The 7142-nt window shown below is 66.5% G+C and carries 9 protein-coding genes; 2 read left to right on the plus strand and 7 right to left on the minus strand.

The window, feature by feature from the left end; all coding sequences use genetic code 11:
* The 5 genes from ELR45_RS38210 to ELR45_RS17535 all read right to left on the minus strand — a co-directional run.
* Window positions 1-278: hypothetical protein (locus ELR45_RS38210; protein WP_205856778.1), on the minus strand; the 278-nt coding region annotated here is incomplete at its 3' end.
* A gap of 52 nt (window positions 279-330) precedes the next feature.
* The gene (gene rsrA, locus ELR45_RS17520; protein WP_129667532.1) at window positions 331-609 is read right to left on the minus strand and encodes a mycothiol system anti-sigma-R factor; all 279 of its coding nucleotides are present in this window, start codon (window positions 607-609) and stop codon (window positions 331-333) included.
* Window positions 606-1217: a sigma-70 family RNA polymerase sigma factor gene (locus tag ELR45_RS17525; RefSeq protein ID WP_129667533.1), complete on the minus strand. Its 612-nt coding sequence runs from the start codon at window positions 1215-1217 to the stop codon at window positions 606-608. The genes rsrA and ELR45_RS17525 overlap by 4 nt, the downstream gene beginning before the upstream one ends.
* A gap of 190 nt (window positions 1218-1407) precedes the next feature.
* Entirely contained in the window at window positions 1408-2034 is a 627-nt protein-coding gene (locus ELR45_RS17530) for an alpha/beta hydrolase family protein (protein ID WP_129667534.1), read from the minus strand.
* A complete protein-coding gene (locus ELR45_RS17535) occupies window positions 2031-2744 on the minus strand; it encodes an SOS response-associated peptidase (protein WP_129667535.1) in 714 nt (237 codons plus the stop codon). The genes ELR45_RS17530 and ELR45_RS17535 overlap by 4 nt, the downstream gene beginning before the upstream one ends.
* 205 nt (window positions 2745-2949) lie before the next feature.
* Between ELR45_RS17535 and ELR45_RS17540 the strand changes: the two genes are divergently transcribed.
* Complete coding sequence (locus ELR45_RS17540; RefSeq protein WP_129667536.1) at window positions 2950-3468, plus strand: DoxX family protein; 519 nt, start codon at window positions 2950-2952, stop codon at window positions 3466-3468.
* 20 nt (window positions 3469-3488) lie between these two features.
* Here the strand turns inward: ELR45_RS17540 and ELR45_RS17545 are convergent, their stop codons facing one another.
* Together ELR45_RS17545 and ELR45_RS17550 are read right to left on the minus strand one after the other, a co-directional pair.
* Window positions 3489-4175, minus strand: a complete 687-nt coding sequence (locus ELR45_RS17545) for a TetR/AcrR family transcriptional regulator (protein WP_129667599.1) — start codon at window positions 4173-4175, stop codon at window positions 3489-3491.
* Between the two features lie 498 nt (window positions 4176-4673).
* A complete protein-coding gene (locus ELR45_RS17550) occupies window positions 4674-6422 on the minus strand; it encodes a glycerol-3-phosphate dehydrogenase/oxidase (RefSeq protein WP_129667537.1) in 1749 nt (582 codons plus the stop codon).
* A gap of 122 nt (window positions 6423-6544) precedes the next feature.
* Between ELR45_RS17550 and ELR45_RS17555 the strand changes: the two genes are divergently transcribed.
* On the plus strand, window positions 6545-7142 hold a 598-nt coding region (locus tag ELR45_RS17555; RefSeq protein WP_240759817.1), incomplete at its 3' end, for an IclR family transcriptional regulator.

Here is a 7142-nt window from a genome sequence, read left to right on the forward strand (position 1 = left end):
TCGGCGCGCGCACGCTTGCGTGGCAACCCGACCGGGCGGACGCTCTCGATGTGTGTCGGGGTGACGACGATGCGCTGCTCGCGGCGCACCACCTGCACTACTCCGGCCAGCGTCAGAGCCGCGACCACCGCCGCCATCACGCTCACCGGCCCGTTCCGCACCACCAGTAGCGGTCCGAGCGCTCCCAGCAGTATCGGCGTGCTTTTCAGCAGCCTCCGGTAGTTCTGCCCGGACGGCACGAGCACACGCTCCGACGGGGCAATGGCTCGTTCGGACATGGAACCGATCATAGGTGGGCCGGCACCATGGTGGCTAGGTGCTGCGGAACGGTCAGGTGTAGTCGGTGACCTGCACCCGGACCTGGCGAATCCGTGCCAGGACCTTCATCCGCAGCTCCTCCGGTGCGTGCTCACAGGCACAAGAGCGCGCCAGCACCGCCTTGACGGCCCGTTCGAGGTCGTACTTCGATAGGCATCCACCGCAGTCGCTCAGGTGGGCCTCGATCTCCGCGTACGTCAGGGCGCGGTCTTCATCCATCTCGTGGTCGAGGAACGCGTACACTCTGTCCAGTACCTCGGCACAGTCGACGTCATCATCTTCGCAGCTCATGACACTCGCGCACCCCCTGGTCCGCTGTCGCCTGCCGGCACGAGCCCTCGCTCGCGGGCATAGTCTTCCAAAAGCTCCCGAAGCTGGCGGCGTCCCCGGTGCAGCCGGGACATCACCGTTCCGATCGGGGTTCCCATGATCTCGGCGATCTCCTTGTAAGGGAAGCCCTCCACGTCCGCGAGGTATACCGCGATGCGGAACTCCTCGGGGATCTCCTGGAGCGCATCCTTGACATCGGAGTCGGGCAGATGACCCAATGCCTCAGCTTCCGCGGAGAGCAGCCCGGTGGAGCTGTGCGCTTCCGCCCGCGCCATCTGCCAGTCCTCGATCTCCTCCGCGGCACTCTGCTGAGGCTCGCGCTGCTTCTTGCGGTAGGAGTTGATGAACGTATTCGTCAAGATCCGGTACAACCAAGCTTTGAGGTTGGTACCTTCCTTGAACTGGTGGAATGACGCGTACGCCTTGGTGAACGTCTCCTGTACCAGATCCTCCGCGTCGCTGGCATTGCGAGTCATCCGCAGCGCCGCCGAGTAGAGCTGATCAAGAAACGGCAGCGCATCGCGTTCGAAACGCTGTGCGCGCTGCTCGGCACTCTCTACTGTGGCCATCGCCTCCGATGCTACCGATACTGCCGGCGTCACTGCTTTCCAGTCCTTCCAACCCGCGACCGCGGGCTCAAGCGACCGGGGTGCTTCAAGGCATGCCGTGCCGGGTGCACTCACGAAGATCCGTCCCTCCCGGGGCTGAGTTTGCCGTTAATCCGCCGATCACATCTGCTCGACGTAGCCGCCTGGCCTGTCAACCAGCCAAGGGCATCAGGAATTCCCGCACGGCGGCCACCGCGGTCGCCAGCGCCGCCGCTTGGTCGTACGCCTTTGCCACCGCCATCCCATGGTCCGCGTACGGCACCGGCACCAGGGTCCACGGCCCGGCGGGATACTCGCTCGGCCTCCCGAAGGCGTCACGTTCACCCTGCACCACGAGGACAGGCATATCTACGCCGGTCAGTTCGTCCAGCCGGGACTGCTCCGGCTTCCCCGGAGGATGCAGCGGAAACGACAGCGCGACGACGGCGGCCGCGCCCACGTCTCCTGCCGTACGGCAGGCCACCCTGGCACCGGCGCTGCGTCCACCGACGACGATCGGCACCTCCCGGGAGACGCCCTGCAATGCGGACAGCCATGCCTCATCCAGGACGGCCGGCCGAGGCGCGATCTTCTTCCCGGCCACCCGCCACGGCTGCTCGATCCGGATGACGCCGATACCGGACAGTGGCAGCTGCTCTGCCAGTATCGCGAGGTCCCGTGACTCCACGCCGCCTCCGGCGCCATGACCCAGCACCAGCCGGAGCCCCGGCTTCGCCGCCTCGTCGATCCACAACCGTGCCTCGCCGTTCGGCGTCGCGACGACCCGCTGCTCGCTCACAGTGAAATCGGCTCCACCAGTTGCGGCCCGTTGTTATCGGCCTTGTTGACCTCCGTCGACACCGGGTAGGCATCGAGCACTCCTGGAACCGCCGGCGCCAGCACCCCGGTGAGACCCGCCACGTCGCCGTTGCCCGGATCGAGCCAGTCCGCCCAATGCTCCGGGCCGACAAGCATCGGCATGCGGTCGTGGATCTGGCCGACCTCGTCGGTGGCGTCAGTGGTGAGGATGACCATGGACCAGAGGAAGCGGTGCGGATCGTCGTCGCCGCGGGTCGGATCACGCCAGATCTCGTAGAGCCCGGCCATGGCGAGCATGCCCTCTGGCGGATGGATGTAGAAGGGCTGGCGCTTTCCCTTCTTCTCGCCCCGCCATTCGTAGAATCCATCCGCGGGCAGCAGGCATCGCCGAGCCGCGAAGGCACGCCGGAACGACGGCTTCTCGGCGGCCGTCTCGACACGAGCGTTGATCAGCCGGTTCCCGATCGACGGATCCTTCGCCCACGAGGGAACCAAGCCCCAGCGCACGGACGCAAGCCTCCGTTCCTCGCCGGTGCCTTCCCGCTCCCGGCGAGTGAGGACCGCGTACACCTCCTTGCTCGGTGCGATGTTCCAGTCCGGCTCCAGCCGCTCCTTGACGGCGATGCGGTCGACACCGAACTCCTCCGCGAGATCGTCCGGGTCCTGGCTTACGACGTAGCGCCCACACATAGGTCTATATTCGCTCTTGTTGTCCGTACCGGGCGAACGGGCACGCGGTGTGCCTGCCGATGGTTGCCCCACTGCACGCCACGACCGGCGCCGGATGAGTCTGCCGGCGTGATCACCGGAACACGCCGGTGACGATCCACGGTAGCTCCGTGGATCGCGGCATCTCTTGTCCACATCACGCGACATTTCGTGGTAGGCAAGAGGTATGAGCCTCGTCCGAATGATCGCGCGCCCGATGCTGGCGTCCATTTTCGTCGTGCAGGGATGGAAGAACTTCCGGGATCCCGAATCGCAGGTACCCGCCGCGAAGTCCTTTACTGACAAGGTAGGGCCGATTCTGGAGAAGAACGCGCCGAACCTGCCCACCGACCCCAAGCAGCTGGTCCGGATCAACGCCGCCACGCAGCTAGGCGCGGGCTTGGCGCTGGCCACCGGCAGATTCCCCCGGCTCGCAGCCGTGGTGCTCGCGAGCTCGCTCGTGCCGACGACGGTGGCGGCCCACCCGTTCTGGGAGACCCAAGACCCACAGGAGCGCCAGCAGCAGCGCGTCGACGCGATAAAGAACGCGGGACTGGCCGGCGGGCTGCTTCTCGCCAGCGTGGACACCGAAGGCAAGCCCGGGTTGGCATGGCGTGCCAAGAACGTTGCGGGCAAGGCGAAGAAGGGGACGAAGTCTGCCGGGCGTAAAGCCCGCAAGACGGCCAAGAGCGCGAAGCCTTCCTGACACCTGGGCGAGGCTCAGACTTACGGGGCGGAACCGCCGTCCTTCTCACCGGCGGCCGTGGACAGCAGCCGGCGGGCCGCGTCGCATGCGTAGTCGATCGCATCCGGCATACCGCCGGCGGTCCACATCATCAAGGCGCCTTCCTGCAGCATCGCCAGCTGTGCGGCTAACCCGTCGATCTCCGGGTCATCTATCCCTGCCTCCCGCAGCAGCCGCGCGTACAGCTCACGAGTCCACTCCTTCTCGGCCCGGATCACCGCGATCCCAGGATGGTCGTCGCCGCCGATCTCGGCGAACGCGTTGACGAACGCACATCCGCGGCTCAACGTGGAGTTCCACTCCCCGAGTGCGTGCAGAACGACGAGCACCCGCCGTGCCGCCTTCTCCGAGACACCGACACCATGGCCGTCCCCGTCCGCCTCGGCCGCTGCCACGTGTTCCTCGACGAACCGCTGCCACCGCTCGGCGCGGCGCTGCAAGTACAACGCCACGAGGACGTCCTTGGAGCCGAACCGGTCGTAGAGCGTCTTCTTAGTCGTGCCCGCGGTCTCCGCGATCGAGTCCACGCCTACCGCATGAATGCCGCGTGCGTAGAACAGATCACTCGCAGCGTTCAGCAACTTCTCGCCGGCCGGCGTCAGCCGCGCCAGGTCAAACGAACGCTGACGCCCACGGCCTTTGATCACCGTAGTCGGCACACCCGGCATCTCCACCACCGCTCGCTCCTCATATGTCGGTCGATACACTGACAGTATACCGACCGGTATGGTTACATCAAGGGCATGGCTCTCGTTTCCCGCATCGCGACACGCTTCGCCGCACGCCCGCTCACCAGATCAACCCCGCGCGCCCTCAGGCCGCCGACAGACCTCATGGCGAACGGCGTCTTCCTCTCCCCATGGTGGACCACTGGCTCCAACCGTCATTGACACTTAACAAGCACGTGCCGCCGTGCGAGGGGCGAAGGCCGCACGGACAGCGGCAAGAGCGACGTTAACGGCGGCCGAGCCGAGACTTCAGATAGCCGCGTACTAAAAGGCAAGCCGGAAGGTGGACGGTCGAGAATTTCCGGCAGCCGGTATCGCCGGCGGCGTAGACCAGCGCGACCACTGCTGGAGTCGCCGCCGTCGGTGCGCCGGCCGAGGAAAACTCGACCGCCCACCCACCAGACCAGGCGTGCGTGCGGGTGTACGTGTGCGCGGGCACTAGCTCACGGGTTCGGCGATCAACGGCCGCGGTTCCGACGCCGCGGTCCGAATCTCATCCGCTGCCTGATCGTCCGGCTTCGTCTGCGAGTTCCGCTCCGCCGACACGCGCTCCGCGTACACCTCGACCTCGCGTGCCCGCTGCGCCTCGTCCCAGCCGAGGACCTCGCCCATCAGCGCGGCGACCGGCTCGGCACAGTCGAGCCCTCGGTGCGGGTACTCGATCGAGATACGGGTGCGACGGGTCAGCACGTCGTCGAGATGCAGCGCGCCCTCGTCTCGCGCCCCGTAGACGATCTCCACCTTCAGGTAGTCCGGCGCTCCCGGTATCGGTTCCAGCAGGTCAGGGCGGTCAGCCGTAAGCTCCAGGAGGTCGTGCACCAGGGAACCGTAGCGGTCGAGAAGATGGCGGACACGATACGGGTGCAGGCCGTACTGCTCGGCCAGCCGGTCGATCTGGTTGACCAGCGCGTGGTAGCCGTCGGCACCCAGCAGCGGGACCCGGTCGGTGATCGAGGGGGCGATGCGCCCACGCAAGTCGCCCTCGGCCGCATCGATCGCATCCGCAGCCATCACGCGATACGTCGTGTATTTGCCACCGGCGATCGCCACCATCCCTGGCGCCACTCGCGCCACCGCATGCTCTCGGGAGAGCTTGGACGAGACATCGCTCTCTCCCGCCAGGAGCGGGCGCAGCCCCGCATAGACGCCTTCGATGTCATCGTGCGTCAGCGGGGTGGCCAGAACCGCGTTCACATGGTCGAGGATGTAGTCGATATCAGCCTGCGTGGCAGCGGGATGCGCAAGGTCATACGTCCAGTCCGTATCCGTGGTGCCGATGATCCAGTGGCTACGCCACGGGATGACGAACAGCACGGACTTCTCGGTCCGCAGGATGAGCCCGGAGTCAGCGGCGATCCGGTCCCGCGGGACGACGATATGCACACCCTTGCTGGCCCGGACCCGGAATCGTCCGCGAGCACCGGCCAACCGCTGCATCTCATCCGTCCACACGCCGGTGCAGTTGACCACCACATCGCAGGTGACGTCCTGCTCATCGCCCGTCTCCACGTCCCGGACCCGCACGCCGCTGATCCGGTCGGCTTCCCGGAGAAAGCCGATGACCTGAGTCGACGTCCGGACCACGGCGCCATAATGGGCCGCGGTGCGGGCGACGAACATGGTGTGGCGCGCGTCGTCGGCCTGTGCGTCGTAGTACCTGACCCCACCGACCAGCGCGTCGTGCCGCATCGCCGGGAACAGGCGCAATGCACCGGATCGAGTCAGGTGCTTCTGACCTGGAACCGAACGGGCGCCGCCCATCGTGTCGTACATCAGCAGTCCGGCGGCGGTGTATGGACGCTCCCACACCCGGCGTGTCAACGGGTACAGAAAGCTCACCGGTTTCACCAGATGCGGAGCGAGCCGGGTGAGCATCAGCTCACGCTCCCGCAACGCCTCGCGCACCAAACCGAACTCGAACTGCTCGAGATATCGCAGGCCGCCGTGGAACAACTTGCTCGACCGGCTGGATGTGCCCGCGGCCAGATCCCTGGCCTCGACCAAGGCCACCTTCAGGCCTCGGGTTGCGGCGTCGAGCGCGGCGCCGGCACCCGTGACTCCGCCGCCGATGACGACGACGTCGAAATGCTCTGTGCTCAGACGCTGCCAGCCGCGGTCCCGTTCTTCCGGGCCAAGTCGGCGGCCCGTCCCGCCGCTGCGAACCGACTCTGCGTTGCGCTCGGTCACCAGGACCTCGCCTCCTTGCGGGTCTTGTACTCCAATGCACACCACGCTACCGGTTGAGCTGCCTGTTAATACGGCTCTCGTCTGACATTGTCGAACGCTCAGGGAGGTTATACCGTGACGACGTGCCAGGTGCGGTTCAATCGATCGAGCGCGCAGCGGCCATACTCCGTCTGCTGGCGCATGGTTCGGGGCAGCTGGGCGTCGGCGAGATCGCCGCCTCACTCGACCTCGCCAAGGGCACGACCCACGGAATACTCCGCACCCTGCAAGGCGTCGGCTTCGTCGAACAGGACAAGACGACCGGCAAGTACCACCTCGGTGCCGCGCTGCTGCACCTCGGCACCAGCTACCTGGACGCGAACGAGCTACGTTCTCGCGCTTCCAACTGGGCCGACGCATTGGCGGCGCGGTGCAATGAGGCAGTCCGCATCGGCACCCCGCTGCAGGGCAAACTTCTCGTCGTCCATCACGTGTTCCGACCGGACGACACCATGCAGGCGCTGGATATCGGCTCGCTGCTCCCGCTGCATGCGACCGCGCTGGGCAAGGTACTGCTCGCCTACGACGCGAGCCTGTACACGACGACCCGCCAGGAAGAGCTCGAACCGTTCACCTGGCGCACCCTGGTGGATCAGAAAGCATTGGCGCGGGCGCTGGTCGCCGTCCGCGAGGCAGGCTGGGCAGGCGAGCTGGATGAACGGGTAGTGGGAGAAGCGAGCA

Origin of the sequence: Phytoactinopolyspora endophytica (assembly GCF_004138495.1) — a bacterium.
Lineage (GTDB): Bacteria > Actinomycetota > Actinomycetes > Jiangellales > Jiangellaceae > Phytoactinopolyspora > Phytoactinopolyspora endophytica.

Excerpts from the sequence above, each read along its gene's own strand:
- rsrA (WP_129667532.1), bottom strand. The coding sequence starts at position 609 with ATGAGCTGCGAAGATGATGACGTCGACTGTGCCGAGGTACTGGACAGA.
- ELR45_RS17525 (WP_129667533.1), bottom strand. The coding sequence starts at position 1,217 with ATGGCCACAGTAGAGAGTGCCGAGCAGCGCGCACAGCGTTTCGAACGC.
- ELR45_RS17535 (WP_129667535.1), bottom strand. The coding sequence starts at position 2,744 with ATGTGTGGGCGCTACGTCGTAAGCCAGGACCCGGACGATCTCGCGGAG.
- ELR45_RS17540 (WP_129667536.1), top strand. The coding sequence starts at position 2,950 with ATGAGCCTCGTCCGAATGATCGCGCGCCCGATGCTGGCGTCCATTTTC.
- ELR45_RS17545 (WP_129667599.1), bottom strand. The coding sequence starts at position 4,175 with ATGCCGGGTGTGCCGACTACGGTGATCAAAGGCCGTGGGCGTCAGCGT.